The organism is Streptomyces sp. NPDC026377, from assembly GCF_055567715.1.
In genome coordinates this window covers 350,981-374,653 of record NZ_JBVHPV010000002.1, presented here as the reverse complement: position 1 = coordinate 374,653, position 23,673 = coordinate 350,981, and the positions used below count along the sequence as shown (strand labels likewise).

Genomic DNA, 23,673 nt, shown 5'->3' with positions numbered 1-23,673 from the left:
GGGCCGCTGTACTGACAGGGGCACCTCAGGCGCATGATGTCTCCCGTTCACCAGTCATGAGGAGAGACAGATGCGGGTCAGTCGGAATGCCCTGGTCGTCGCGGTGGTCGGTACGACCGCTGTCGCCGGCCTCGCCGGGTGCGGCAAGGAGGGCGGCGACGGGGCCAAGGGCGTCTCCGTGGCCGCGAAGGGGTCGAGCTCCTCAAGGGCCGCTGGATGAAGATGCCCACGGAGGCGCCCTCGAAGTCCAAGAAGCGCCACGGCAAGAGCTCCGGCGACGACATGGGCCAGTTCTGCGTGCTCTCCGAGCTCGTCTCCGGCATGGACGACGACAAGGCCGACCGCACGGGGATGACCAAGGGCGCCGACACCGTCGTCGCCGGTGTGCCCGCCGTCACCCTCACCAAGAAGAAGAGCGACGGATCCGCCGTGACGATGTACGTCGCCAAGCGGGGGCCGGCGCATCTGCTGAAGGTCGCCGAGACCGGCGGCGACGAACCCGGCACCGTCACCTTCAGCGACTACGACAAGCCGGTGACGATCACCGCTCCGCCCGCCGACCAGGTCATGGACCTGGAGAAGCTCGGCATGAAGCCGGGCGGCGGCTCGGGCTCGGAAGAGACCGACGGCCTGAAGGTCTGACCCCCGGCGGGCGGCGCCCGCCGCCCGCCGACCCGGCGCCGCCCGCTCCCGGCAGGCCCGTGCGCCCCTGCCGGGCCCACCCCGCTCCCAGCAGGCTCGCCCGCTCCCGGCACGGGTCGCCCCGCTCCCGGCACGGGCCGCACGGGTCGCCCGTGGCCTCCCCGCGCCGATGCGGGGAGCGTCACACCGGCCCCGACGGGGACCGTCGTTGTCAGTGGTCCCCGTTAGCCTCTCTGGGGTGTCCCTCCTCACCGACCCCGAGGAGCTCAAGGAGCTCCTCGGCATCCCGTTCACCCCGGAGCAGACGGCGTGCATCACCGCCCCGCCCGCCCCGCAGGTCGTCGTGGCCGGCGCCGGGTCCGGGAAGACCACCGTGATGGCGGCCCGGGTGGTCTGGCTGGTCGGCACCGGGCAGGTCGCCCCCGAGCAGGTCCTCGGGCTGACCTTCACCAACAAGGCCGCGGGCGAGCTCGCCGAGCGCGTGCGTACGGCCCTGGTCCGCGCGGGCATCACCGATCCGGACGCGATCGACCCGGACAACCCCCCGGGCGAGCCCCGCATCTCGACGTACCACGCGTTCGCCGGACAGCTCCTGGCCGACCACGGCCTGCGCATAGGGCTCGAACCCACCTCCCGGCTGCTCGCCGACGCCACCCGCTACCAGCTCGCGGCCCGTGTCCTGCGCGAGGCCCCGGGGCCGTACCCGGCGCTGACCAAGTCCTTCGCCTCCCTCGTCAGCGACCTGCTGGCACTGGACGCGGAGCTCGCCGAGCACCTGGTAAGCCCCCAGGAGCTGCGGGCGTACGACCGGGAGCTGCTGCGGGCCCTGGAGGGCGCGAAGCTCAGCAACGCCGATCTGCGCAAGGTGCCCGAGGCGGCCGAGGGGCGGCTGGAACTCCTCGACCTCACCGAGCGTTACCGGGATGCGAAGAAGTCCCGCGACCTGCTCGACTTCGGTGACCAGATCGCGCTCTCCGCCGAGCTCGCCCTCACCCGCCCCGAGGTCGGCCGGATCCTGCGCGACGAGTTCCGCGTCGTGCTGCTCGACGAGTACCAGGACACGTCGGTCGCCCAGCGCCGGCTGCTCGCCGCCCTGTTCGGCGAGGGGACCGGACACGCGGTGACCGCCGTGGGCGACCCCTGCCAAGCCATCTACGGCTGGCGCGGCGCCTCGGTGGCCAACCTCGACGACTTCCCCCGCCACTTCCCGTACGAGGACGGCCGCCCCGCCACCCGCCACTCGCTCAGCGAGAACCGCCGCAGCGGCGGCCGTCTGCTCGACCTCGCCAACTCGCTGGCCGCGCCGCTGCGCGCGATGCACGCGGGCGTGGAGGCGCTGCGCCCCGCCCCCGGCGCCGAGCGCGACGGCACGGTCCGCATCGCGCTGCTCGACACCCACCAGGAGGAGATCGACTGGCTCGCCGACTCCCTCGCCCATCTGGTGCGCACCGGCAAGGAGCCCGGCGAGATCGCCGTCCTGTGCCGGACCGCGGGCGACTTCCCGCAGATCCAGGGCGCGCTCGTGGCGCGTGACATCCCCGTCGAGGTCGTCGGCCTCTCCGGGCTGCTGCACCTGCCGGAGGTCGCGGACCTCGTCGCCGTCTGCGAGGTGCTCCAGGACCCGGGCGCCAACGCCTCCCTCGTACGGGTCCTGACCGGCCCGCGCTGGCGCATCGGTCCCCGCGACCTCGCCCTGCTGGGCCGCCGCGCGCGCCGCCTCGTACGGCGCGAGAAGGCCGGGGCCGACGACCCGGACCAGCGGCTCGCGGACGCCGTGGAGGGCGTCGACCCGGCCGAGGTGATCTCGCTGGCGGACGCGCTCGACACCTTCCTGGAGGCGGGCGACGAGGAGGACGACGGGCTGCCGTTCTCGGCCGAGGCGCGCGTCCGCTTCGCCCGGCTCGCCGCCGAGCTGCGCGATCTGCGCCGCTCGCTCGCGGACTCGCTCATGGACGTGCTCCACCGCGTACTGACCACGACCGGCCTGGAGGTCGAGCTGTCGGCCTCACCGCACGCCCTGGCCGCGCGCCGCCGCGAGACCCTGGGCAACTTCCTCGACATAGCGGCCGGTTTCGCGGCCCTCGACGGCGAGGCCTCGCTCCTGGCCTTCCTCGGCTTCCTGCGCACCGCCGCCCAGTATGAGAAGGGCCTGGACAACGCCCTGCCCGGCGGGGAGAACACGGTGAAGGTGCTCACCGCCCACAAGTCCAAGGGACTTGAGTGGGACGTGGTCGCCGTCCCCGGTCTGGTCAACGGAGTCTTCCCCTCCACCCAGCCGCGGGAGGCCTGGACGGCACAGGCCAAGGTCCTGCCGCACGCCCTGCGCGGCGACGCCCCGACCCTCCCGGCCACTGCGGAGTGGGACGCCAAGGGCATCAAGGCCTTCAAGGAGGAGCTGAAGGAGCACCAGCACACCGAGGAACTGCGCCTGGGCTACGTGACCTTCACGCGCCCCCGTTCGCTGCTGCTCGGCTCGGGCCACTGGTGGGGTCCGAGCCAGAAGAAGCCGCGGGGCCCGTCCGAGTTCCTGCACGCGCTGTACGCCCACTGCGAGGCGGGGCACGGCGAGATCGAGGCGTGGGCGGACGCCCCGGCCGAGGGCGCCGAGAACCCCGCCCTGGGCGAGTCCGCCGCCACGCACGCGTGGCCGCTCCCGCTCGACCCCACGTCCCTGGCGCGCCGACGGGCGGCGGCGGAGACGGTCCTGGCCCACCTGGACGCGGTGGGCACGGAAGAGCCGCACCACGCGCGCGAGGCGGAGGCGGACCTTCCGTACGTCCCGTACGAGGACGGGTTCGCCGACGACCCCTTCGCCTTCGACCCGGGCTTCGATCCCGGTTTCGACCACGGCTTCGACCCTGATTTCGATCCCGGTTTCGACGAGGACGGCCCCTTCCCGCCCGACGAGCCGGGAGACGGACCGATGCACGGACCGATGCACGGGGCGGTGGACGAGACTCAGGACGGGACGACGGCGGGGCAGGCGACCACGCCCCCCGACGCCAACGACGCCGCAGCCTCCCCCGGCGCCTTCGACGACCTCGACGCCCTCGACGACCTCGCCCTCCTGGAGGACGGCTGGGACGCCCTCCCGACCCAGCGCCCGGCCCCGGCGGACGGCCCGGCCGACAGCCCCGCAGCCCCCCGCCCCCGCCCCGATGTGCCCGTCCAGCACACCCGCCCCGACACCGCCCCCGGGGACCACCGCGTCCTCACCCCCGAGGAGCGCCGGGCCATCGCCTCCTGGGACCGCGACCTGGAGGCCCTCACCGCCGAGCTCCGCCGCGCCCGCGCCACCAGCCACGAGGTGCCGGTGCCGGCCTCGCTCACCGCCTCGGACCTGCTGCGGCTCGCGGCGGACCCGGACGGCTTCGCCCAGGAGCTGGCCCGCCCGATGCCGAAGCCGCCGCAGCCCGCCGCCCGCCGCGGCACCCGCTTCCACGCCTGGGTGGAGTCCCGCTTCGAGGAGCTGCCGCTGCCCATGCTCGGCCCCGACGAGCTCCCCGGCGGCGACGAGCGCGACGCGGACATCGCGGACGAGCGCGACCTGGCGGCCCTCAAGGAGGCGTTCGAGCGCTCCCCGTACGCCCGGCGCACCCCCTTCCGCACCGAAGCGCCCGTCCAGGTCACGCTGGCGGGCCGGGTGGTCCGCGGCCGTATCGACGCGGTCTACCGGGGCGAGCGGCCGGACACGTACGAGATCGTCGACTGGAAGACCGGCCGCGGCGCCACCGGCGACCCGCTCCAGCTCGCCGTCTACCGCCTCGCCTGGGCCGAGCAGCACGGCATCCCGCTGGAGTCCGTCACCGCCGCCTTCCTCTACGTACGCACCGGGGAGACGGTCCGCCCCGCCCGCCTCCCGGGCCGCGCCGAGCTGGAGCGCATCCTGCTCGGGCAGGGCCGCGGCGGGGCCGGGAGCGGCCACGCGCGCGAGGAGGCCGCCCTCGCGCGCGGGAGGGGCCCGGCCGGGACACCGGCGGGCGAGCCACCACCACCGGCCGGATAGGCTCCATGGCATGAGCGAGACCCCGGACAGCGCCGTCCACACCGCAGCCGACGACACGGTGCGCGCGTACATCGAGCAGCACCGCGCCGCCTTCCTCGACGACCTCGCCCAGTGGCTGCGGATCCCGTCCGTGTCGGCCCAGCCCGAGCACGACGGCGACGTACGGCGCAGCGCCGAGTGGCTGGCCGCCAAGCTCAAGGAGACCGGTTTCCCGGTCGCCGAGATCCTCACGACTCCGGGCGCCCCGGCCGTCTACGCGGAGTGGCCCTCCGGCGACCCGGAGGCCCCCACCGTCCTGGTCTACGGCCACCACGACGTGCAGCCCGCCGCGCGCGAGGACGGCTGGCACACCAAGCCCTTCGAGCCCGAACTGCGCGACGGACGGCTGTACGGGCGGGGCGCGGCCGACGACAAGGGCCAGGTGTTCTTCCACACCCTGGGCGTACGGGCGCACCTCGCCGCCACCGGCCGCACCGCCCCCGCGGTCAACCTGAAGCTCCTGGTCGAGGGCGAGGAGGAGTCCGGCTCGCCGCACTTCCGTGCCCTCGTCGAGGCGCACGCCGACCGGTTCGCCGCCGACGCCGTGATCGTCTCCGACACCGGCATGTGGTCGGAGACGACGCCCACGGTGTGCACGGGCATGCGCGGCCTCGCGGAGTGCGAGATCCGGCTGTACGGACCGGACCAGGACATCCACTCCGGCTCCTTCGGCGGCGCCGTGCCCAACCCCGCCACTGCCGCCGCCCGGCTGGTCGCGGCGCTGCACGACGCCGACGAGCGGGTCGCCGTGCCCGGCTTCTACGACGGCGTGGCGGAGCTCACGGACGCCGAGCGCGAGCTCGTCGCCGAGCTGCCCTTCGACGAGGCCGAGTGGCTGCGTACGGCCAAGTCCCGCGCCGCCCACGGCGAGGCCGGATACTCGACGCTCGAGCGCGTGTGGGCCCGGCCCACCGCCGAGGTCAACGGCATCGGCGGGGGTTACCAGGGCCCCGGCGGCAAGACGGTCGTCCCCTCCTCGGCGATGGTGAAGCTGTCGTTCCGGCTGGTCGCCGGGCAGGACCCGGACCGGATCGAGAAGCTGGTCACCGAGTGGGCCGCCGCCCAGGTCCCGGACGGCATCCGGCACGAGATCGCCTTCAGCGCCGGCACCCGCCCGTGTCTGACGCCACTGGACCACCCGGCGCTGCGGTCCGTCGTGCGCTCCATGGAACGCGCCTTCGGCCAGAAGGTCCGCTTCACGCGCGAGGGCGGCTCCGGGCCGGCCGCCGACCTCCAGGACGTGCTCGGCGCCCCGGTGCTCTTCCTGGGGATCTCCGTCCCGTCCGACGGCTGGCACGCGCCCAACGAGAAGGTCGAGGTCGACCTCCTCCTCAAGGGCGTCGAGACCACCGCCCACCTGTGGGGCGACCTCGCCGCCGTACGGCTGTGAGCACCCGCGTGCCCCGCGCCACCACCGCCGAACGAACACCGCCGCACCCATCCACCCGGGGGAGTTGGAAGCACCTGTGAGCACCACCAGCAGTGAGGCCGCCGCGGACCGGCCGATCGGCCTCACCACACCCATCAGCCTCACCGAGGCCAGCGGCATCGACCGCGCGGCCCACCACCGCCTGGACGAGGCCTGGCTGGCCGCTGCCTGGAGCCACCCGACGACCAGGGTCTTCGTGGTCTCCGGCGGGCAGGTCCTGATCGACGACACCCCCGACGGCCGTACGGAACTGGTGATGACCCCGGCCTTCGAGGCCCCCGTCACCGAGACCCACCGCTACTTCCTGGGCACCGACGACGACGGCGTCAGCTACTTCGCGCTCCAGAAGGACTCCCTGCCGGGCCGGATGGACCAGTCCGCGCGCGCGGCGGGCCTGCGCGAGGCCGGGCTGCTGCTGTCACCGCGGGACACCGGCCTGATGGTCCACGCGGTCGCCCTGGAGAACTGGCAGCGGCTCCACCGCTTCTGCTCGCGCTGCGGCGAGCGCACGGTGATCGCCGCCGCCGGCCACATCCGCCGCTGCCAGGCGTGCGGCGCCGAGCACTACCCGCGCACCGACCCGGCCGTGATCATGCTGGTCACGGACGAGCAGGACCGCGCGCTGCTGGGCCGCCAGGTGCACTGGCCGGAGGGCCGCTTCTCGACCCTGGCGGGCTTCGTCGAGCCCGGTGAGTCCATCGAGCAGTCGGTGCGCCGCGAGGTCTTCGAGGAGGCGGGCGTCACGGTCGGTGAGGTCGAGTACGTCGCCAGCCAGCCGTGGCCCTTCCCCTCCAGCCTGATGCTCGGCTTCATGGCGCAGGCCACGTCGTCCGAGATCAACGTGGACGGCGAGGAGATCCACGAGGCCCGCTGGTTCTCCCGCGAGGACCTGCGCGCCGCCTTCGAGTCCGGCGAGGTCCTGCCGCCCTACGGCATCTCCATCGCGGCCCGCCTCATCGAGCTCTGGTACGGCAAGCCGCTGCCCCGGCCCACGCACTGAGCCCCGGCCCCGGGCACGTGAAAGGCCCCCACCTGCGCGGTGGGGGCCCTGGCTACGCGATCCACGCGCGCGGTGGCGGAGCAGCGGCGCGGATCAGACGCCGATCTTCTGCTTGACCTGGGCGAGCGAGGGGTTCGTCAGGGTCGAGCCGTCGGGGAAGAGCACGGTCGGCACCGTCTGGTTGCCCCCGTTGGCCTTCTCGACGAAGGCCGCCGACTCCGGGTCCTGCTCGATGTTGATCTCGTTGTACGTGATGCCCTCGCGGTCCATCTGGCTCTTCAGCCGGCGGCAGTAGCCGCACCACGTGGTGCTGTACATCGTCACAGTGCCCGGCATGCTCTCGCACTCCTCATGTTCGGCCCGATTGCTCGGCGCGGTTGTTCGGCTCGACGGGTGAACGCCAAGGCATTGAACCTACGCGACCGCCCCGCCATTCCCGCGCCAGTACGACTAATCCCGCCCCCTGTGGACAACGCGTCCCGTGGGCCTCCGCCGACCTGGCAGCATGGCGGGGTGACATCAGCAACGCACTCCTCTCTCTTCCCCCAGGTCCCCGAGTCGGCGGACGCGGTGCTCGACGGCCTCGACCCCGAGCAGCGCGAGGTCGCGACGGCCCTGCACGGACCGGTGTGCGTGCTGGCCGGCGCTGGGACGGGCAAGACCCGCGCGATCACCCACCGGATCGCGTACGGGGTGCGGGCCGGGATCCTTCAGCCGAGCAGTGTGCTGGCCGTCACGTTCACCAACCGCGCCGCGGGCGAGATGCGAGGGCGGCTGCGCCAGCTCGGCGCGGGCGGCGTCCAGGCCCGCACCTTCCACTCGGCCGCCCTGCGCCAGCTGCAGTACTTCTGGCCCAAGGCGGTCGGCGGGGAGCTGCCCCGTCTGGTGGAGCGCAAGGTCCAGCTGGTCGCGGAGGCGGGCGCGCGCTGCCGGGTCCGGCTGGACCGGGGCGAGCTGCGGGACGTCACGGGCGAGATCGAGTGGGCGAAGGTCACCCAGACCGTCCCCGCCGACTACCCGGCCGCGGTCGCCAAGTCCCTGCGCGACGCCCCGCGCGACCCGGCGGAGATCTCGCAGATCTACGGGGCGTACGAGGAGCTCAAGCGCGACCGGGGAATGATCGACTTCGAGGACGTGCTGCTGCTCACCGTCGGCGTCCTCCAGGACCGGCACGACATCGCCGAGCAGATCCGCGCCCAGTACCAGCACTTCGTGGTCGACGAGTACCAGGACGTCAGCCCCCTCCAGCAGCGCCTGCTGGAGCTGTGGCTCGGCGACCGGGACAGCCTCTGCGTCGTCGGCGACGCCAGCCAGACGATCTACTCGTTCACCGGCGCCACCCCCGACCACCTGCTGAACTTCCGCACCCGCCATCCGCACGCGACGGTGGTGAAACTGGTGCGGGACTACCGCTCGACCCCCCAGGTGGTGCACCTCGCCAACGGGCTGCTCGCCCAGGCGCGCGGCCGGGCCGCCGAGCACCGCCTCGAACTGCTCTCCCAGCGCGAGCCGGGCCCCGAGCCGCTCTACACGGAGTACGGGGACGAGCCCGCCGAGGCCGAGGGCGTCGCCCGGCGCATCCGCGACCTCATCGCCTCCGGCGTCTCGGCGGGCGAGATCGCCGTGCTCTACCGGATCAACGCCCAGTCGGAGATCTACGAGCAGGCCCTCGCCGACGCGGGCGTGCCCTACCAGCTGCGCGGCGCCGAGCGCTTCTTCGAGCGGCCCGAGGTCAGGGAGGCGGGCGTCGCCCTGCGCGGCGCGGCCCGGGCGGGGGGCAACGACTCCCTCCTCGACGACGCCGTGGACCTGCCCTCCCAGGTGCGGGCCGTCCTCGGCACCAAGGGCTGGACCGACGCACCCCCGGCGGGCTCCGGCGCGGTCCGCGACCGCTGGGAGTCGCTGGCGGCGCTGGTCCGGCTGGCGGAGGACTTCGCGCGTGCCAAGACCGGCGCGACGCTCTCCGACCTCGTGGCCGAGCTCGACGAGCGCGCGGCTGCGCAGCACGCGCCGACGGTCGAGGGCGTCACCCTCGCCTCGCTGCATGCGGCGAAGGGTCTGGAGTGGGACGCCGTCTTCCTGGTCGGCCTCACCGAAGGCATGATGCCGATCACATATGCGAAGACCGACGAGCAGGTCGAGGAGGAGCGCCGGCTGCTCTACGTGGGTGTCACCCGGGCCCGGGTGCACCTGGCCCTGTCGTGGTCGCTCTCCCGCTCTCCCGGGGGGCGGCCCTCGCGCAGGCCCAGCCGCTTCCTGAACGGGCTGCGGCCCGGCTCCGCCGCCGCCGGCGCCCGCTCCTCGTCGGCGGGCTCCGCCGGCGGGATCGAGCGCGGCGCCGCCCGCAGACGCACCCGGCGCGGTCCGGTCCTGTGCCGGGTGTGCGGCAAGACGCTCACCGAGGCCGGTGAGATGAAGCTGATGCGCTGCGAGGACTGCCCCTCCGACATGGATGAGGGGCTGTACGAGCGCCTGCGCGACTGGCGGGCGGGACAGGCGAGCCTGCTGGGGCAGCCGCCGTACTGCGTCTTCACCGACAAGACGCTGATGGCGATCGCGGAGGCCGTGCCGTCCAGCGGCGGCGAGCTCGCGGTGATCTCGGGCGTCGGCGCCCGCAAGCTGGACCGGTTCGGCGCCGATGTCCTGGCCATCTGCGCCGGTCAGGAGGTTGGTGGGGGCGAGGATGAGCCATCGTGAAAACTCGTGGGAAAAATAGTTTGCGCCCGCCCCAGGAATCCCCATAGGTTCTTAACCACGGAAACAGCGGCTTCTCAGAGGCCCTGCGTCCGTGCTCTACTTGCTGTACTTATCCGAATACGCATGGGATCAGGGCCTCCGGGCCCCAGCTCCCCGAGACGCCGAGAGGAGGCGAGACCAGTGGCCAGCTTCATGAACTTCACCCGCATCCGCACCACCAAAATGACCGCTCGCTCGGTCGTCGCCACCTGCCCGCTCGGCTCCTCGTTCCAGGGCACCGGTCTGTCCACCGGTGTCTCCGGTCTGCTCGGCCTCTCGGTCGTCATTCCGTCCTCCCTGGCGAGCTTCCCCGTGCGGAACGGCAATGAGCGACCGACCCAGGCACCGGAAGCAGTGGTGGCGAAGGCACAGGCCCAGGCCTATGCCTTTGCGGCGGCCGGTGCCGGAGCCGAGAAGCAGACGACGCAGCACCACACCATGTGGGCCTTCCGTGGGCTCGAACCCTGGAGCGATCCAGCCTGATCCAGGATCAGGCAGGCGCCTTCAGGGCCGCGGAACCCCACCAGGGATCCGCGGCCCTTCTGTTTGCCCTGAACAGGGAGAACAGCGCGAAGGGGTCTCGGTACCAGCCGAAACCCGGCCGACCGGCCGGACCGACAACAAGACGAGGAAGAAAACACCGTGCAACTCGAAGCGCACGCCCCGTCCGTACCGCCCGCCCAGACGATCCCCCCGCCCGGTCTCACGGAGGACCCCGCCTTGACTCCCCTCACCGCGCTCACCGCGCTCGACGACGCCATCGAGAACCTCGGCGTACCCGTCCCCTGCCGCTCGTACGACCCGGAGGTCTTCTTCGCCGAGTCCCCGGCCGACGTCGAGTACGCCAAGTCCCTCTGCCGTACCTGCCCGCTGGTCGAGGCCTGCCTCGCCGGGGCCAAGGAGCGGCGCGAGCCGTGGGGCGTCTGGGGTGGCGAGCTCTTCGTCCAGGGCGTGGTCGTTGCCCGCAAGCGGCCCCGCGGCCGCCCGCGCAAGAACCCGGTCTCCGCATGAACCGCCCGGGAACCATCGACCGCCCCCTCACGAACGACCCCCAGAAGCAGGCCCCGATGACGACGTCCACCAGCGAGCCCGTGGGCTCCGCGACCCCAGACTTCACCACCACCGGCGCGAACGCCTCGCGTCAGAACAGGACCCTCGAAATGCAACTCATGCCAGAAGCCCTCGCCCGTGCCCATATGCACGAGCGCATGCGCGAGGCCGAGGCCGAGCGGCAGGCCATGCGCCTGATCGCCGCCCGGCGGATGCAGCGCCGCGCCGAGCGCGTGTCGATGCGTGCCCGCCGCGCCCTGGCCATGGCCGTCATGCAGTGACGACCGCACCGCCAGACCTCGTCTGAAATGACACATCAGCCCGCGGGGGCCGGTCCGAACGGACCGGCTCCCGCGGTGCGTTGTGCCCGCAACCGCCCCTCATGGCGGTATCGTCACGAAATGGACGACCCGACTCAGCCGGCTGCCGAGACCGTTGTGTGCTCGCGCTGCGGTACCCGTGCCGAGAGCACTCCGCCCACGTGGACCTACTCCATCGAGAACGGCCACCGCCTCTACTTCTGCGACGCCTGCGCGCGAGCCAACATCCGGGCGATCGAGAGCAGACTCGACTCCGTGTGGTGGTGACCGGACGGGTGCGCCCCCGCCCGGCCGTGGACCTCATGCCCCGGCGGGCTGCTCGTCCACCTCGTTCTCCGCGCCCCCGGCCTCCAGGAGCAGTGCGGCCCGCTGCGGCCCGACGAGCTCGTCGCCCTCGGGCAGGAACCCCGGCACCCACCTCTCCAGCTCGTCCCGCAGCCGGACCGTCGCGTCCAGCTGGCACAGCACCCCGATGGTGGAGAGCGTCACCCGGTGTATCAGCAGATACGCGGGCGGCAGGTTGAGCTGTTTGCCCAACTGGTGCGCGGGGGAGCGCGGGTCCGCGATCCGCGCCGCCTGCCCGCGCATCCAGGCCCGGGTGAAGGTGAACTCCTCCGCCTGCGCGGGCTCGATGATCGGCAGCAGATAGTCCAGGACCGCGTCCGGGTCGAGGTCTATGGTCTCCCTCACGAAGCCCTCCTCGCGCAGCAGCGCGTAGACCGCCTCCGCGTCGCCGTCGAGCGTCATCCGCAGGGAGTCGCCGATCGTGCGCGGCAGACCGCCCGGCAGCCGGTCCACCGTCCCGAAGTCCAGCACGCCCAGCCGCCAGGGGCCGTCCTCCTTCTCCGGCGGCAGCAGCCGGAAGTTGCCCGGATGCGGGTCCGCGTGCAGCAGTCCGGTGCGCGCCGGACCCGAGAAGAGGAACCGCGCCAGAAGCTGACCGGCCCGGTCGCGCTGCTCCTCCGTACCGTCCGCGATCACCTCGGAGAGCGGGGTGCCCTCGATCCACTCGGTCACCAGGACCTGGTCGCGCTGGTGCACCACGTCCGGCACCACCACATCGGGGTCCTCGGCGAACTCCGCCGCGTGCGCCCGCTGGGCCCGCGCCTCCAGCTCGTAGTCCAGCTCCTCCGAGACCCGGTCGCGCAGCTCCGAGATGAGCGGCTTGATGTCCATGCCCGGGATCAGCGGCCCCAGCAGCCGCGCGAAACGGCTGAGCTGCGTCAGGTCGGAGAGCAGCGCCTCCCCGGCGCCCGGGTACTGCACCTTGACCGCCACATCGCGCCCGTCGTGCCAGACCGCCCGGTGCACCTGCCCGATGGAGGCCGCCGCGGCGGGCTTCTCGTCGAACTCCAGGAACAGCTCGCGCCACTGTTCGCCGAGCCGCTCGGCGAGCACCGTGTGCACGGTGCGGGCCGGCATGGGCGGGGCCGCCTCCTGGAGCTTGGTCAGCGCGGCCCGGTAGGGCCCGGCGACCTCCTCGGGCAGCGCCGACTCGAAGACGGACATGGCCTGCCCGAACTTCATCGCACCGCCCTTGAGTTCACCCAGGACCTTGAAGAGCTGTTCGGCGGTGCGCTGCTGGAGCTCGCGGCCCACGATCTCGGCGGACTTGCCGCCGATCCGTTTGCCCAGGCCCCAGGTGGCACGTCCGGCGAAACCAAGTGGCAGCGCGGCCAACTTGGCGGTCCGGGTGACCGCCTTCCGGGGAAGATCAGACATGCGCCCCTCCAATTCCCAGCCGGCCGTGCCGCGCGCCTGGCGGCAGTGCGTCGTCGACAGCGGATACCGGGGCCATTGTGTCGTGCGTCCGGGCGCCCCCGGAGGTGTCCTGCCTCTCACTCCCGCCGGCGGCGCCGCAGGGACAGTCGGGCCGGGCCGCCAGACGCCGCGACCGCCAGTCGAGCGTGGGCAGCGACGCCTCCCACCGCGTGCCCGTGCTCGCCGGGAGGTCGCCGTCGAGGAAGGCCAGCGTGTGCGCCGCGGCCAGGCCCGCCACGGCGGACGCCAGCGCGAGGTCGCAGGCGGGGACCGCGTCCCCGCGGCGGCCGGAGCGCCACTGCGCCAGCATCCGGGGCCAGCCGGGATCGCGTTCGGCCCGCTCCAGCGCCAGACAGCCCGCGCACCCGGTGCCGCCGGGCAGGACCAGCGGTCCCACCAGCCCGGTCGTCTCCACGACTCCCGCGTACAGATGGGGGACGCCCGCCGCCACCCACTCCGCGCCGGTCACCGGATCCGGTGCGTACACATCGAGGCCGTCCCTGGGGGCCACCACGACCAGTGACAGCCCTGTCGGCTCGTCGGCCTCCCCGGCCCGGGGCGGGCGGCACGGCGCCGCGCCCCGGACGAGCTGCCGGGCCGCCGGACCACGGCGCTCACCGACCACCCGGCCGGGCAGCCCGCCGGGCGTCACGTCCCACGGCCGCACCGTCCCCCCGTCCAGCACCTCCACCCGCCCGACCCCCGACGCGGCCAGCACCGAGGCGATCGTCGCGCCGACCCGCCCCGCGCCCCGCACCTGCACCCGCAGGGACCGGCGGGCCGCCAGCCGCCGGGCGCCGGCGCCCGGCTCGGGGTGGACCAGGCAGAGCGAGGCGAGGTCGGGCCTGGTCCGGTCGGACGCCTCGGTCCGCTCGCGCGCCGCCTGCGCCGCCGGGCCGCCCGCCGTGCGGTCGTCGACCACCCCCGCCTCGGTCAACCGCTGTACCAGCGCGTCCACTTGGGCGGGGGAGAGGCCCACCGCCCGCGCCTCCTCGTACAGCAGCGGCAGGCCGCGGGTGCCGTCCAGGAGCTCCAGGAAGCTCCCGGTCGCCGTGTCCACCGGTGAGAGCACCACCGCCCGTGCCGGGGTCACCCCGAACTGCACGGTCTGCCGGTCCCGCCATGCCCGGCGCAGTGCCGGTTTCAGCATGGGGTGCAGGTCAATCGGATGCATGTCGATCCCCCGTCGTTCCGCGTGTGCGCGGCCGGGCGCGGGCCGCGCGATCGCTGCCCGCCCGGCCCCGTCCCGTCCTGCGATCCATTGCCAGAATGCCTGCTGCGCCGGACACGTGCCGAAAGTTGTCCACAGCCACGGGCGTTAGTCGTACTAATGGTGCAAGCGCCGAATGGATCATGGGCGAACCCTTCCGGAGGCGGGACTTCCCCCACTGACAGCGGGTAACGTCGGGGCGTGCCCGCCGACCCACTGCAGAGTGCCGGAAGCCCGCCCCGCAGTCCGACAAGTCCGCCGCCCCGCGGTCATGCGACGAGCGCGGTCGAGGTCCGCAGAAGCGCCCGGCGCAGCAGGACGGTCTCCGCCTACCGCGAGGGCGACCGCACCATCGTGCTGATCCCGGCCCGGATGTCCGAGGCCGAGGAGCAGCGCTGGGTGAGCGTGATGCTCGACAAGCTCGCTGCCCAGGAGAGCAAGCGGATGCTGGGCGACACGGAGCTCACCGAGCGTGCCGAGCGCCTGTCCGACCTGTACTTCGGCGGCCGTGCGCGCCCCGCCTCGGTGCGCTGGGTGACCAACCAGAACACCCGCTGGGGCTCGTGCACCCCGGCCGAAGGCAGCATCCGGCTCTCGCACCGGCTCCAGGGGATGCCCGAGTACGTCGTGGACTACGTCCTGGTCCACGAGCTGGCACATCTGCTGGTGCCGGGCCACGGACCGCGCTTCTGGCGGCTGCTGGAGGCCTACCCCCGTACGGAACGCGCGCGTGGATACCTCGAAGGGGTGGTGGCCGCCGAGCGGCTGCCGCATCTGCCGGCCGCTCGCGGAGAGTGATCTCGGCGATCGTGTACCGAATGCGTACCGGTGCTTCCCGGCTTGGGTGATTGGCGCAGGCAGCCGTTAGCCTGGCGCGACCAATCGCACTCGGGATGGGGGACGGTCGTTACGCATGGCCAGGGAATTCCAACGCGGCCACAAGGCCAAGATCAGTGACCTGACACCGGGGACGGATCTGTACGTAGGCGTGCAGATCGGTGCCCCGGGGCTGTCCTTCGACATCAGCTGCTTCGGCCTCGACGCCGACGAGCAGCTGTCCGACGACCGGTACTTCATCTTCTTCAACCAGCCCAAGTCGCCCGAGGAGTCCGTCCAGCTGCTGGGCGCCCAGGCCGGTGACACCGAGTCGTTCCGCGTCACCCTGGACCGCGTCCCGGCCCACATCCACAAGCTGTCGTTCACCGCGACGATCGACGGCGCGGGCCAGATGTCGCAGATCGGCCCCGGGTACATCAGAGTCGTCGCCGGTGGCGAAGAGGTCGTCCGGTACTCCTTCACCGGCGCCGAGTTCAGCACCGAGCGCGCGGTGATGCTGGGCGACTTCTATCTGAAGGACGTCTGGCGCTTCGCCGCCGTCGGGCAGGGCTTCGACGGTGGCCTGGAGGCGCTGCTGAAGAACTTCGGCGGCGAGGTCGCCGAGGAGGAGCCGGCGCCCCAGCCGCAGCAGCAGCCGCAGGGGGCCGCCCCGGGCTTCGCCCCGCCCGCGCAGGCCGCCCCGGCGCCCCGGTTCGGCGCCCCGGCGACGCCGCAGCAGCCCCATCCGCCGCAGCCGGCCCCCCACTTCGGCGCACCGGCCCCGGCCCCCGCGCAGCAGTACGCGCCGCCCCCGCCCGGGTCCACGCCGCCCCCGCCCCCGGCGCCCGCGCCCAGCCCGCAGATCCACGCGGCGCCGACCATCGTCGCGCCCCTGAACATGCCGCCGGGCACCGTGCCGCCCCCGTCCGCCCCGGCCCCGTACGGGCAGCCGCCCCAGCAGCCCTCGTACGGCCAGGTACCGGGCCCGTACCCGGGGCAGGTCCCGCCGCCCGGCGCGCCCGCCCCGTACGGCGCCCCCGCTCCCCACGGCCAGCCGGCTCCCTACGGCCAGCCCGCTCCGTACGGACAGCAGCCCGGCCTTCCCCCGGGGATGCCGCAGCAGGGGATGCCGCAGTCCGGCGGCGGTCTCGCGGGCGCCATCCAGCAGTACCGCGAGCTGCCCACCGGTCAGCGCTGGACCCCGCAGAACAAGCAGCTCGTCCGGGTCGACCTCGGCGCCGGCGGCTCCCCGGTGCTGGCCCGGCAGGGCAGCATGGTCATGTACCAGGGCAAGGTCGACTTCGGCTACAAGGGCGCCGGGTTCGCCGGGCGGATCGTCGGCAACGCGACCGGCCAGGAGATGCAGCTGATGCGCTGCAGCGGCCGCGGCCAGGTCTTCCTCGCCGAGAACAGCGCCCATCTGCACCCGATCGAGCTCCAGGGCGACGGCATCTGCGTCTCCGCCGAGCACGTCCTGGCGTTCGACGAGTCGCTCCAGTACGAGGTCCGCCGCATCGAAGGCCACGGCATCCCCGGCGGCGCGCTCTTCACCATGCTCTTCCAGGGCACCGGCACGCTCGTGGTGATGACCCAGGGCACCCCGGTGGTCCTGCCGGTCACCCCGACCACGTTCGCGGACAGCGACGCGATCGTGGCCTGGTCGGCGGCCTCACAGGTGATCGTCTCCAGCCAGGTCAGGCTCCGCCGCAACGCCTACCCCGGCCACAGCGGCGAGTCCGTCAACCTGCAGTTCCGCGGCGCGCCCGGGAACTTCATCGTCGTCCAGCCGTACGAGGTCTGAGGGAGCCGGGACCATGAACCAGCAGCTCGCGGGCTACGCCCCCGCCCCCGTCACCGCCCGGATGGAGAACCACGGCAGCGCCATGCTCAAGGTGGCCATGGCCACCGGGCAGGACCTCTTCGCGCGCGTGGGCTCGATGGTCGCCTACGAGGGATTCATCCAGTACGAGCCCAACCCGCCGGCCGTGCGCCAGATCGCCCGTGACTGGGTCACCGGCGAGGGCGCCCCGCTGATGAAGTGCACCGGCGACGGACTGCTCTACCTCGCCGACTACGGGGCCAATGTGGTCGTCGTCCAGCTCAACAACGACGCCCTGTCCGTCAACGGCACCAACGTCCTCGCCTTCGACGCGAGCCTCCAGTGGGGCGTCGAACGGGTCAAGGGCCTCGCCAAGTTCGCCGGCCAGGGCCTGTTCAACGTGAAGATCTCCGGCACCGGCTGGGTCGCCCTGACCTCCCGCGGCACGCCGGTCGTCGTCGACTGCGGAAGCGGCGAGGACGAGACGTACGTCGACCCGGACGCCCTGGTGGCCTGGTCCCCGAACCTCAAGGTGAAGGGCAAGCGCAGCTTCAAGGCGTCCTCGCTGATCGGCCGGGGCAGCGGAGAGGCGTACCAGATGGCCTTCTCGGGCCAGGGGATCGTCGTCGTGCAGCCGAGTGAGGACAGCACCGACCGCCTGCGGGCCCGGGGCTGAGGGGGAGCGAGAACACCATGCAGAGCCCGCTTTTCAGCTACACCGAGCAGCAGTCCCAGGAGCGCTACAGCGCGCAGAACGCGCAGCTGCTGCGCGTGGTGCTCACCGGCCACGACGACATCCTCGCCCGCAAGGGTTCGATGGTCGCCTACCAGGGGCTGATGGAGTTCGACGGCGAGTACCAGTCGCGGGGCGGCCAGAACGCCCGCGCCCGCACCGGCGAGGGCCTGGACCTGATGCGCGTCTCGGGCCAGGGCACCGTCTACCTCGCCAACCTCGCCCAGTACGTCCACGTGGTGGACGTCGACCGGGACGGGCTGACCGTGGACAGCGGCTACGTCCTGGCCATGGACTCCTCGCTGCACTACGAGGTCGTCGCCGTCGACAGCCAGTACGGCATCTCCGGCACCGGCAAGTTCCAGCTCAACATCACCGGCACCGGCAAGGTCGTTCTGATGACCTCGGGCCAGCCGCTGATGCTCCAGGTCACCCCGGACAAGTACGTCAACGCCGACGCGGACGCGATCGTGGCCTGGTCCACCTCGCTGCGGGTGCAGATGCAGGCGCAGACGCACTCCACGGGCGTATGGCGGCGCCGCGGCAACACGGGCGAGGGCTGGGAGCTCAGCTTCCTCGGCCAGGGGTTCGCGCTCGTGCAGCCCAGCGAGGTGCTGCCGCCGCAGAACGCGGTGATCGGCCAGGGCCTGCGGGCCCAGTACGGCGTGGGCCAGCAGGGCGCCCACGCCCAGAACCAGGGCAACGCCTGGAGCTGACTCGGCGCCGGTAAGGGGCGGCCGCCATGGGCGGCCGCCCCTTACCCGTCCTTGTTGCCGGCCGTCAGGCCGTCAAAGACGGGCCCGCGCGTTCTCCAGCAGCCGCACCACCGAGTCGTCGGCGACCCTGGCCACCTCGTCGTAGCCGAACCAGCGCAGGTCCAGCGACTCGTCACTGATCGCCTCTACCGCTCCGGCCGGGGCCAGCGCCGCGTACTGGACGTCCAGGTGCCAGTTGCACGGCGAGGGGATCGGGTGCCGGTCGAGCCGGATGGGTCCGCCGGGCAGCAGTGTGAGACCGGCCACACCGGACTCCTCGGTCGCCTCGCGCAGGGCCGCCGCCGTCAGCGACACGTCCTGCGGCTCGCAGTGCCCGCCCATCTGCAGCCACCTGTTCAGCTTGCGGTGCAGCGTCAGCAGCACCTGCCCGCGCTCCGGGGCGATCACCAGCGCGCTCGCCGTGAGGTGGCCGGCCTCGCACGCCTTCCACATCCCGTCCGGGTGCGCCGAGAGGTGGTCGAGGTAGGTCCGGCGCAGCTCGGGCTGGTCCTCGTACGTCTTCAGTACGAGGACCGCGTCTTCGTGCAGACTCACTTGCCGTCGTCGTCCTTGTCGTCGTCGCCCTTGGCCGCGGGGCCGTCCTGGGGCTCGTCCTTGCGGGAGGCGGCCTCGCCGAGCATCTTGTCGAGCTCCGAGAAGTCCAGCTGCTCGCGGTGGACGAAGCCGTCCGGGTCGTCCAGGTCGGAGGCGGTCGGCAGCATGTCCGGGTGCTCCCACAGACCGTCGCGGCCGTCGACCCCGCGCGCGTCCGTGAGCGAGGCCCACAGGCGCGAGGCGTCCCGCAGCCTGCGCGGGCGCAGCTGGAGGCCGATCAGGGTGGCGAAGGTCTGCTCGGCCGGGCCACCGCTCGCGCGGCGCCTGCGCAGGGTCTCGCGCAAGGCGTCCGCCGAGGTCAGACGCGGCTTGGCGGCCTCGTGCACCACCGCGTCCACCCAGCCCTCGACCAGCGCGAGCGCCGTCTCCAGACGGGCCAGGGCGGTCTTCTGCTCCGGGGTGTCCTCCGGCTGGAACATGCCCTGCTGAAGGGCTTCCTGAAGCTGCTCGGGGTTGGACACGTCGAGCTGGCCGACCGCGTCCTCCAGCTTCGCCGTGTCGACCTTGATCCCGCGCGCGTAGCCCTCGACCGCGCCGAACAGGTGCGAGCGCAGCCACGGCACATGGGCGAAGAGGCGGTGGTGGGCCGCCTCGCGCAGCGCCAGATAGAGCCTGACCTCGTCCTTCGAAACGCCCAGGTCCTTGCCGAACGCGTCGATGTTCAGCGGCAGCAGCGCGGCCTTGCCGGCCGGCCCGAGCGGCAGGCCGATGTCGGTCGAGCCGACGACCTCGCCCGCGAGGACGCCCACGGCCTGCCCGATCTGCTGGCCGAACATGGCGCCGCCCATGGAGCGCATCATGCCGATCAGCGGGCCCGCCATGGCCTGCATCTCCTCGGGCAGCACCCCGCCCATGGCCGCGCCGACGCGCTCGGCGACCGGGTCGACGAGCTCCTTCCAGGCGGGCTGGGTAGCCTCGACCCACTCCGCGCGGCTCCACGCCACGGCAGTCGAGGCGCCCGAGGGCAGCGACGTCACCCCGTCCAGCCACAGGTCGGCCAGGCGCACGGCCTCCTCGACGGCGGCGCGCTCGGCCGGGCCGACACTGGTGTCCTTGCTGCCGTCGGCGGTGCCCTGGGCGACCGTCTGACGCGCGATCTGCTTGGCCATGTCCCAGTTCACGGGACCGCCCTCGTAGCTGAGCATCTGGCCGAGCTGCTGGAAGGCCGCTCCCAGGTCGTTCGGGTTCAGCGAACCGAACATCGCCGCGAACGGATTGTCCGCGCCGCCGGTCCCGCCACCGAACCCGAACGGATTCGCCGGGCCGCCCTGGTCGCCCTTGCCCTTCTCCTTGCCCTCGTCGCCGTTCTCCGGCTCCTCCGGCGGAAGGCTGAATCCGAATGGGTTGTCACTCACGGGTTTCCTCGGCTCCTAGGGCCGCCGGCTCCTGCCGACGGCGACTGCCCACCAACACCACCAGCGTAGACATCCGCGCCGGATAAGGGCTCGGTGCTCCGCCGGCTCTCGGCCTGCGGCAGGATGGACGTCACCTGGTCCGTACGCGTCATTCGTGTACGTACTGAAGACAACCGCTGGAGACGCCCGGTGAGTTCCCCAGATCCGCAGGTTCGCGCAGCGCGAAACCCTTCCCCCTCCGCAGCGCGGGGTCCCGTCGTCGCGGTCACCGGTGCCGCGGCCGGGATCGGCGCGCTCCTCGCCGCGCGGCTCGCCGCGTCCGAGGAGATCAAGCAGGTCATCGCCATCGACGAACGCCGGGGCGAGGTGACCGAGGCCACCTGGCACATCCTGGACGTCCGCGACCCGGCGATCGCCGAGAAGCTGCGCGGCGCCGACGTCGTCGTCCACCTGGCGCTCGACCTCGACCTGGAGTCCGACGCGGCCGCCAGGACCGCCTACAACGTACGCGGCACCCAGACGGTGCTCACGGCCGCCGCGGCGGCCGGGGTCCACCGGGTCGTGCTGTGCACCTCGGCCATGGTCTACGGGGCGCTGCCCGACAACGACATCCCGCTCTCCGAGGACGCCGAGCTGCGCGCCACCGCCGAGGCGACCGGTGTCGGCGACCTCCTGGAGATCGAGCGGCTGGGCCGCCGCGCCCCGCGCGCCCACCCCGGCCTCAACGTCACGGTGGTGAGGCCCGCCGTCCTGGTGGGCGGTACTGACACCGCCCTCACCCGGTACTTCGAGTCGCCCCGCCTCCTGGTGGTCGCCGGATCGCGTCCGACCTGGCAGTTCTGCCATGTCGAGGACCTGTGCAGCGCTCTGGAGTACGCGGCGCTGGGGAAGGTCGACGGCGAGTTCGCGGTCGGGTGCGACGGGTGGCTCGAACAGGAGGAGGTCGAGGAGCTCAGCGGCATCCGGCGCATGGAGCTGCCCTCGGCCGTCGCCCTCGGTGCCGCCGCCCGGCTGCACCGGATCGGGCTCACCCCGTCCCCGGCGGGCGACCTGGCGTACACGATGCACCCCTGGGTGGTCAGCGTCGGGCGGCTGCACGACGCGGGCTGGCGGCCGCAGTGGACCAACGAGGAGGTCCTCGCGGAGCTCCTGGAGCAGGCCGCGGGGCGGCACACCGTGGCGGGCCGCAGGCTGGGCCGGAAGGACGCGACGGCCGCCGGGGCCGCCGGAGCGACGGTTGCCCTGCTGGGAGCGGCCGCCGCGATCCGCAGGGCCCGCAAGCGCCGGGGCCTGTAGGACCCTCCTACCGGGAGCGCCGGTGACGGGGTGAAAGAGCTATACCGCGATGTCAGTGCGGTACGGCACGATGGGGCCATGGCACAGACCCCTCACGATCACCCCGGCGAGCAGGGGGCGGACGACCCGGTCCGGCTCCTCGAGATCCGTGACACCCCGCTCTCCCTGGACGAGGTGTTCCGCGCCGTGGGAGACCCCTCGGCGGGCGGCACCGCGCTCTTCGTCGGCACCGTCCGCGACCACGACGGCGGTGCCGACGTGTCGGCGCTCGGGTATTCGTGCCATCCGACGGCCGAGGCGGAGCTGCGCCGAGTGGCGGACAAGGTCGTCGCCGAGTTCCCGGTCCGCGCGCTGGCCGCCGTCCACCGAGTGGGCGAACTGGCCGTGGGCGATCTGGCGGTCGTGGTGGCGGTCTCCTGCCCGCACCGCGGGGAGGCGTTCGCGGCCTGCCGCAAGCTGATCGACGACCTGAAACACGAGGTCCCGATCTGGAAGCACCAGCGGTTCTCGGACGGTACGGACGAATGGGTCGGCGCCTGCTGACTCCAGGGGGTGCCTCCAACGGGTGAACGGGGCGCCCGAGGGAGGTGTCTGAAACCCTGTCGGGGGGATCCGCCCCGATTTGCGTAACCGCACCCCTGCCGCGAGCGTTGATCTCGCAGATGGTTAATCTGCTGATCTGTCAGTTGCGGTCGCTCATCTGGGGACGGGAGGACGGAATGGCTGCGCTCACCTGGTTGCTGATTCCGCTTTTCGCTGCTGTCGGCGCGGCGATATGGGCGCGCTGGGCCGCCCGCAATCGCACGTCCGGCGACGTCGCGGAACTCGCCGGCTACAGCCGGTTCCGAGAAGCCATGGAGAAGTCCCAGGCCGGAACCGAGCCCGTCTGACCCTCTTCGGCGCGCCTCTCGCGCCTCCGGAAGTACGCGGATGCCCACCCTCCCCGTACGGACCGGCCCCGGCGGTGCACTGACAGGCACGTCCCGTACTGTCGTTCCATGCCACGCCGCACCGCGACGATGCTCGCCTCCACCTTGATCCTGATCGCGCTGCTCTGCGCAGGCGTCCTCATCAAAGTGCCGTACTCGGAGATGTCGCCCGGCCCCACGGTGAACACCCTCGGCGAGGCGCGTGGCGAGCCCGTGCTGCAGATCTCCGGGCACAAGACGTACCCGACGACCGGCCACCTCAACATGACGACGGTCAGGGTCACCGGTGCGAACTACAACATGAACCTGGTCGAGGCCGTCTACGGCTGGCTGGCCCACGACAACAAGGTCGTGCCGCACGACACCCTCTACCCGGACGGCAAGACCGAGGAGCAGTCCTCGCAGGAGAACGCCGAGGAGTTCAGCCAGTCCCAGGAGAGCGCCAAGGTCGCGGCCCTGAAGGAGCTGAAGATCCCGGTGAAGTCCCGGGTCGTCGTGGCGTCCGTGGTCAAGGGCAGCCCGGCCGAGAACAAGCTGCACGCGGGCGATGTGATCAGGTCCGTCGACGGCTCGGCCGTCAAGGAGCCGGGCGACGTGGCGAAGCTCGTCACCAAGCACCGCCCCGGCCAGAACGTGGTGTTCTCCGTGGTCCCCGCCAAGGAGGCGGCCGCGGCGGAGAAGGCGGGCAAGCAGCCCGAGGGCGGCGAGAGCGTCACGATCACCACGGAGAAGGCCAAGGACGGCGACCGGGCGATCGTCGGGATCCAGGCCGGGACGGACCACACCTTCCCGTTCTCCATCGACATCAAGCTCGCCGACGTCGGCGGCCCCAGCGCGGGCCTGATGTTCGCCCTCGGCATCGTCGACAAGCTCACCCCCGGCGATCTGACCGGCGGCAAGTTCATCGCCGGTACGGGGACGATCGACGACGCCGGCAAGGTCGGCCCGATCGGCGGCATCGAGATGAAGCTGATCGGCGCGCGCGGCGCGGGCGCCCGCTACTTCCTGACGCCCGCCGAGAACTGCGCGGCGGCCGCCGCGGACACGCCCAGTGGGCTCACCCTGGTGAAGGTCTCCACCATCGGCGACGCCACCAAGGCGCTGGAGAAGCTCCGCAAGGGGGACACGGCCGGTCTGCCGAGCTGCTCGGCGAAGTGACCGG

General features: G+C 72.7%; 23 protein-coding genes. 18 read left to right on the top strand and 5 right to left on the bottom strand.

Translation table 11 applies throughout. The features are described from left to right. Positions 1-70 precede the first annotated feature (70 nt). From ACZ4MU_RS05790 to nudC, 5 genes are all read left to right on the top strand, one after another. Positions 71-220, top strand: a complete 150-nt coding sequence (locus ACZ4MU_RS05790) for a hypothetical protein (protein WP_467871395.1) — start codon at positions 71-73, stop codon at positions 218-220. After that, positions 217-642: a hypothetical protein gene (locus ACZ4MU_RS05785; RefSeq protein WP_467871393.1), complete on the top strand. Its 426-nt coding sequence runs from the start codon at positions 217-219 to the stop codon at positions 640-642. Before ACZ4MU_RS05790 ends, ACZ4MU_RS05785 begins: the two co-directional genes overlap by 4 nt. A gap of 169 nt (positions 643-811) precedes the next feature. Beyond that, positions 812-4,648, top strand: a complete 3,837-nt coding sequence (locus tag ACZ4MU_RS05780; protein ID WP_467871390.1) for a UvrD-helicase domain-containing protein — start codon at positions 812-814, stop codon at positions 4,646-4,648. 10 nt (positions 4,649-4,658) lie between these two features. Beyond that, positions 4,659-6,077 (top strand): dipeptidase, encoded by a 1,419-nt coding sequence (locus ACZ4MU_RS05775; protein ID WP_467871387.1) that lies wholly within the window; start codon positions 4,659-4,661, stop codon positions 6,075-6,077. 76 nt (positions 6,078-6,153) lie between these two features. Beyond that, complete coding sequence (gene nudC / locus ACZ4MU_RS05770) at positions 6,154-7,116, top strand: NAD(+) diphosphatase (protein ID WP_467871384.1); 963 nt, start codon at positions 6,154-6,156, stop codon at positions 7,114-7,116. 93 nt (positions 7,117-7,209) lie between these two features. Here nudC and ACZ4MU_RS05765 read toward each other — a convergent pair whose 3' ends face one another. Continuing rightward, positions 7,210-7,452: a mycoredoxin gene (locus ACZ4MU_RS05765; RefSeq protein ID WP_358836176.1), complete on the bottom strand. Its 243-nt coding sequence runs from the start codon at positions 7,450-7,452 to the stop codon at positions 7,210-7,212. 234 nt (positions 7,453-7,686) lie between these two features. Here ACZ4MU_RS05765 and ACZ4MU_RS05760 point away from each other — a divergent pair, with 234 nt between their 5' ends. From ACZ4MU_RS05760 to ACZ4MU_RS05740, 5 genes are all read left to right on the top strand, one after another. Continuing rightward, entirely contained in the window at positions 7,687-9,813 is a 2,127-nt protein-coding gene (locus tag ACZ4MU_RS05760) for an ATP-dependent DNA helicase UvrD2 (protein WP_467872239.1), read from the top strand. A 192-nt stretch (positions 9,814-10,005) separates the two neighbouring features. Next, entirely contained in the window at positions 10,006-10,335 is a 330-nt protein-coding gene (locus ACZ4MU_RS05755; protein WP_467872236.1) for a hypothetical protein, read from the top strand. Between the two features lie 159 nt (positions 10,336-10,494). Then, positions 10,495-10,863 carry a WhiB family transcriptional regulator gene (locus tag ACZ4MU_RS05750; RefSeq protein WP_358837513.1) on the top strand — a complete coding sequence of 123 codons (369 nt, stop codon included), beginning with the start codon at positions 10,495-10,497 and terminating at the stop codon, positions 10,861-10,863. Further along, a complete protein-coding gene (locus tag ACZ4MU_RS05745) occupies positions 10,860-11,183 on the top strand; it encodes a hypothetical protein (RefSeq protein WP_467871380.1) in 324 nt (107 codons plus the stop codon). Before ACZ4MU_RS05750 ends, ACZ4MU_RS05745 begins: the two co-directional genes overlap by 4 nt. Positions 11,184-11,303: 120 nt before the next feature. Beyond that, positions 11,304-11,489 carry a hypothetical protein gene (locus tag ACZ4MU_RS05740; RefSeq protein ID WP_467871378.1) on the top strand — a complete coding sequence of 62 codons (186 nt, stop codon included), beginning with the start codon at positions 11,304-11,306 and terminating at the stop codon, positions 11,487-11,489. A gap of 33 nt (positions 11,490-11,522) precedes the next feature. On the opposite strand, the gene ACZ4MU_RS05735 is transcribed toward ACZ4MU_RS05740, so the two are convergent. Both ACZ4MU_RS05735 and ACZ4MU_RS05730 read right to left on the bottom strand, forming a co-directional pair. After that, complete coding sequence (locus tag ACZ4MU_RS05735; protein ID WP_467871376.1) at positions 11,523-12,944, bottom strand: ABC1 kinase family protein; 1,422 nt, start codon at positions 12,942-12,944, stop codon at positions 11,523-11,525. Then, positions 12,937-14,142 (bottom strand): TOMM precursor leader peptide-binding protein, encoded by a 1,206-nt coding sequence (locus ACZ4MU_RS05730; protein WP_467872234.1) that lies wholly within the window; start codon positions 14,140-14,142, stop codon positions 12,937-12,939. Before ACZ4MU_RS05730 ends, ACZ4MU_RS05735 begins: the two co-directional genes overlap by 8 nt. A gap of 252 nt (positions 14,143-14,394) precedes the next feature. Here ACZ4MU_RS05730 and ACZ4MU_RS05725 point away from each other — a divergent pair, with 252 nt between their 5' ends. The 4 genes from ACZ4MU_RS05725 to ACZ4MU_RS05710 all read left to right on the top strand — a co-directional run bounded on the left by ACZ4MU_RS05725 (position 14,395) and on the right by ACZ4MU_RS05710 (position 18,277). After that, positions 14,395-14,991, top strand: coding sequence for a M48 metallopeptidase family protein (locus ACZ4MU_RS05725; protein WP_467871373.1), 597 nt, complete (start codon positions 14,395-14,397; stop codon positions 14,989-14,991). Between the two features lie 115 nt (positions 14,992-15,106). Then, entirely contained in the window at positions 15,107-16,810 is a 1,704-nt protein-coding gene (locus ACZ4MU_RS05720) for a TerD family protein (RefSeq protein ID WP_467871370.1), read from the top strand. A 13-nt stretch (positions 16,811-16,823) separates the two neighbouring features. After that, positions 16,824-17,504 (top strand): AIM24 family protein, encoded by a 681-nt coding sequence (locus tag ACZ4MU_RS05715; protein ID WP_467871367.1) that lies wholly within the window; start codon positions 16,824-16,826, stop codon positions 17,502-17,504. 17 nt (positions 17,505-17,521) lie between these two features. Then, a complete protein-coding gene (locus tag ACZ4MU_RS05710; RefSeq protein ID WP_467871364.1) occupies positions 17,522-18,277 on the top strand; it encodes an AIM24 family protein in 756 nt (251 codons plus the stop codon). Between the two features lie 72 nt (positions 18,278-18,349). On the opposite strand, the gene ACZ4MU_RS05705 is transcribed toward ACZ4MU_RS05710, so the two are convergent. Beyond that, positions 18,350-18,871 carry an NUDIX hydrolase gene (locus ACZ4MU_RS05705; protein ID WP_467871361.1) on the bottom strand — a complete coding sequence of 174 codons (522 nt, stop codon included), beginning with the start codon at positions 18,869-18,871 and terminating at the stop codon, positions 18,350-18,352. Next, positions 18,868-20,286 carry a zinc-dependent metalloprotease gene (locus tag ACZ4MU_RS05700; protein ID WP_467871359.1) on the bottom strand — a complete coding sequence of 473 codons (1,419 nt, stop codon included), beginning with the start codon at positions 20,284-20,286 and terminating at the stop codon, positions 18,868-18,870. Before ACZ4MU_RS05700 ends, ACZ4MU_RS05705 begins: the two co-directional genes overlap by 4 nt. Positions 20,287-20,475: 189 nt before the next feature. Here ACZ4MU_RS05700 and ACZ4MU_RS05695 point away from each other — a divergent pair, with 189 nt between their 5' ends. The 4 genes from ACZ4MU_RS05695 (at position 20,476) to ACZ4MU_RS05680 (ending at position 23,669) form a co-directional block, all read left to right on the top strand. Then, on the top strand, positions 20,476-21,582 hold the full coding sequence (locus ACZ4MU_RS05695; RefSeq protein WP_467871356.1) for an SDR family oxidoreductase: 1,107 nt from the start codon (positions 20,476-20,478) through the stop codon (positions 21,580-21,582). Positions 21,583-21,660: 78 nt separating this feature from the next. Next, positions 21,661-22,125, top strand: a complete 465-nt coding sequence (locus ACZ4MU_RS05690; protein ID WP_467871354.1) for a molybdenum cofactor biosynthesis protein MoaE — start codon at positions 21,661-21,663, stop codon at positions 22,123-22,125. 176 nt (positions 22,126-22,301) lie between these two features. Further along, entirely contained in the window at positions 22,302-22,472 is a 171-nt protein-coding gene (locus tag ACZ4MU_RS05685) for a hypothetical protein (RefSeq protein ID WP_467871351.1), read from the top strand. Between the two features lie 108 nt (positions 22,473-22,580). Then, complete coding sequence (locus tag ACZ4MU_RS05680; protein WP_467871349.1) at positions 22,581-23,669, top strand: YlbL family protein; 1,089 nt, start codon at positions 22,581-22,583, stop codon at positions 23,667-23,669. Positions 23,670-23,673: the final 4 nt, after the last annotated feature.

What these genes read in the sequence shown, in the direction of transcription:
- ACZ4MU_RS05715 (WP_467871367.1), top strand. Translation starts at nt 16,824, where the DNA reads ATGAACCAGCAGCTCGCGGGCTACGCCCCCGCCCCCGTCACCGCCCGG.
- ACZ4MU_RS05720 (WP_467871370.1), top strand. Translation starts at nt 15,107, where the DNA reads ATGGCCAGGGAATTCCAACGCGGCCACAAGGCCAAGATCAGTGACCTG.
- ACZ4MU_RS05775 (WP_467871387.1), top strand. Translation starts at nt 4,659, where the DNA reads ATGAGCGAGACCCCGGACAGCGCCGTCCACACCGCAGCCGACGACACG.
- ACZ4MU_RS05780 (WP_467871390.1), top strand. Translation starts at nt 812, where the DNA reads ATGCGGGGAGCGTCACACCGGCCCCGACGGGGACCGTCGTTGTCAGTG.
- ACZ4MU_RS05785 (WP_467871393.1), top strand. Translation starts at nt 217, where the DNA reads ATGAAGATGCCCACGGAGGCGCCCTCGAAGTCCAAGAAGCGCCACGGC.
- ACZ4MU_RS05790 (WP_467871395.1), top strand. Translation starts at nt 71, where the DNA reads ATGCGGGTCAGTCGGAATGCCCTGGTCGTCGCGGTGGTCGGTACGACC.
- ACZ4MU_RS05685 (WP_467871351.1), top strand. Translation starts at nt 22,302, where the DNA reads ATGGCTGCGCTCACCTGGTTGCTGATTCCGCTTTTCGCTGCTGTCGGC.
- ACZ4MU_RS05765 (WP_358836176.1), bottom strand. Translation starts at nt 7,452, where the DNA reads ATGCCGGGCACTGTGACGATGTACAGCACCACGTGGTGCGGCTACTGC.
- ACZ4MU_RS05710 (WP_467871364.1), top strand. Translation starts at nt 17,522, where the DNA reads ATGCAGAGCCCGCTTTTCAGCTACACCGAGCAGCAGTCCCAGGAGCGC.
- ACZ4MU_RS05755 (WP_467872236.1), top strand. Translation starts at nt 10,006, where the DNA reads ATGAACTTCACCCGCATCCGCACCACCAAAATGACCGCTCGCTCGGTC.
- ACZ4MU_RS05735 (WP_467871376.1), bottom strand. Translation starts at nt 12,944, where the DNA reads ATGTCTGATCTTCCCCGGAAGGCGGTCACCCGGACCGCCAAGTTGGCC.
- ACZ4MU_RS05690 (WP_467871354.1), top strand. Translation starts at nt 21,661, where the DNA reads ATGGCACAGACCCCTCACGATCACCCCGGCGAGCAGGGGGCGGACGAC.
- ACZ4MU_RS05680 (WP_467871349.1), top strand. Translation starts at nt 22,581, where the DNA reads ATGCCACGCCGCACCGCGACGATGCTCGCCTCCACCTTGATCCTGATC.
- ACZ4MU_RS05745 (WP_467871380.1), top strand. Translation starts at nt 10,860, where the DNA reads ATGAACCGCCCGGGAACCATCGACCGCCCCCTCACGAACGACCCCCAG.
- ACZ4MU_RS05740 (WP_467871378.1), top strand. Translation starts at nt 11,304, where the DNA reads ATGGACGACCCGACTCAGCCGGCTGCCGAGACCGTTGTGTGCTCGCGC.